The organism is Pedobacter sp. 01N416, assembly GCF_056399685.1.
This window is the reverse complement of the sequence record NZ_JBFTRT010000677.1, coordinates 1-2467: the sequence shown is the minus strand read 5'-3', so window position 1 is coordinate 2467 and position 2467 is coordinate 1. Positions and strand designations below refer to the sequence as shown.

General features: G+C 38.8%; 2 protein-coding genes. Both read left to right on the top strand.

Features of this window, described 5'->3' with window-relative positions:
* Nucleotides 1–826 (top strand): MGH1-like glycoside hydrolase domain-containing protein (locus AC1DND_RS25710; protein WP_477585403.1); only part of this gene is annotated, 826 nt, incomplete at its 5' end.
* 169 nt (nt 827–995) lie between these two features.
* Nucleotides 996–2467: glycoside hydrolase family 28 protein (locus tag AC1DND_RS25705; protein ID WP_477585401.1), on the top strand; the 1472-nt coding region annotated here is incomplete at its 3' end.

Here is a 2467-nt window from a genome sequence, read left to right as displayed (position 1 = left end):
AATTGCAGTTCTGTTAGGTGATAAAACCTTAGCTGACAAATACAAAAATAAAGCAATTGCGCTTAAAAAACTGGTTCAGGATAGTTTGTGGAATGCTTCTTCTTTGTTTTTTGAAACAAGAAAAGCCAAAGGAGGTTCATCTGATGTTAGAGAGGCCATCGGTTTTACGCCATGGGAATTTAACTTGCCGGATGATCAGTCAAATTATGCAAAAGCCTGGGATCAGTTATTGGATACTGCTGGATTTAAAGCACCCTGGGGCTTAACCACGGCTGAAAGAAGAAACCCAACATTTAGAACAAGGGGAACAGGGCACAGTTGCGAATGGGATGGAGCACTTTGGCCGTTTGCCAGCTCACAAACTTTAAAAGGATTGGCAAATCTACTCACGAATTATAAAAAAAATGGTAAAATGAATGCCGAAGTCTTTTACCGGGAACTGCACCAGTATGCTGCTTCTCATGTCAAAAATGGAAAACCTTACATCGGTGAGTATCAGGATGAAAAAATAGGTGAATGGTTAAAAGGTGATAATCCACGGAGCAGTTTTTACAATCACTCTACATTTAATGATCTAATCATCAACGATCTGATCGGAATAAAACCACGTCAGGATAATGTGCTTGAGATTTTTCCATTAATCCCTAAAAACCAGTGGGATTGGTTCATGTTAGATCAAGTTTCGTATCACCATAAAACGTTAACCATTTTGTGGGATAAAACCGGAAAAAAATACAATAAAGGCAAAGGATTATTGGTATTTGCAGATGGTAAAGAAATTTATAAAGGAAAGGATTTAAAGCCTTTAAAAGTGCAGATGAATTAAAGAATATGGTCGAAGGATATGGGGCATTAGTTCAGTTAAACATCCATTTGAAGTTGCCTATAGATATTTTTAACCTCTCGTCGTCACCCTGAATTTATTTCAGGGTCTCTTTGCATGACAGATGCTGAAATGAATTCAGCATGACGCGACTATTAAATAACGAAAACAAATGAAATACATTTTCAAAAGCTTATTTTTCCTAATTGTAATAGCTAATTGCTTAACTGCAAAAGCCCAGTCTTATTACAACGTAGTTAAATACGGCGCTAAAAACGACAGCAGTAAACTGGCTACAACAGCGATCAAAAATGCGATAGAAGCGGCATCAAAAGCGGGTGGTGGAACCGTTTATTTTCCTGCGGGAAAATACCTAACTGGCTCGATTCATTTAAAAAGTAACATTACTATATTGATTGATGCCGGTGCCGAATTGCATTTCAGCGATAACTTTGACGATTATTTACCCATGGTGAAAAGCCGTTACGAAGGAGTTGATGTAACCAGTTTTTCGCCTTTGTTTTATGCCTATAAAGCAGAGAATATCTCGATTATTGGTAGGGGAATTATCGATGGACATGGCAAAAAATGGTGGGATTTTGTAGAAGGTTATAAGGAAGGGCAAGCGCGATCGAAATGGCAAACCACATTTGATGGCTTGAACAAGGATATTATTTTGCCAGATGATCCTAAGCAGATGAAACGCGGTTTTCTTCGTCCGCCGTTTATACAACCGATGTTCTGTAAAAATGTGCTGATAGATGGGATAACCATCCGCAATTCGCCTTTTTGGACCATAAATCCCGAGTTCTGTGAAAACGTTAAGGTTCATGCCGTTACCATCAACAATCCCCATTCGCCAAATACAGACGGCATTAATCCTGAATCTTGTAAAAATGTGCACATTTCAGATTGCCACATCAGTGTGGGCGATGACTGTATTACCATCAAATCGGGCAAAGATGCGCCTGGACGAAAAATGGCTGTTCCTGCAGAAAATTATGTGATTACAAATTGTACCATGTTATCAGGTCATGGCGGAGTGGTTATCGGCAGTGAAATGTCGGGCAATGTACGTAAAATAGCCATCTCGAACTGTGTCTTCGACGGAACAGATAGGGGAATCCGCATTAAAACAGCCCGTGGCAGGGGTGGTGTGGTTGAAGAAATTAGGGTGAGTAACATCATCATGAAAAACATTAAAGATCAGGCGATTGTGCTCGATATGCAATACGCCAAAACAAATGTAGAGCCCGTTTCTGATCGTACACCGATTTTTAGGAATATCCATTTCAGCAATATCACCGGTCAGGTTAACCAGGCAGGTTATTTAAATGGCTTAGAAGAAATGCCTATCGATAATATTACCTTCAATGATATTAATATGGACGCCAAAACTGGTTTTTCTATTCAAAATTCCAGTAATATTGAGTTTCATAACGTAACCGTGAACACCGAATTAGGTGCATCGATAAAGGCATTAAAGGTGAATAATTTAATTGTTGATGGTTTAAAAAGTAATAAACCTCATGCCAATGCTGCTGTAATTGATATCACCAATGTATCTGATCTGTTTCTGTACAATGCTTTCCCAACGAAAGAAACGGTTACTTATTTGAAATTAAGCGGGGCCGAGACTAAAAA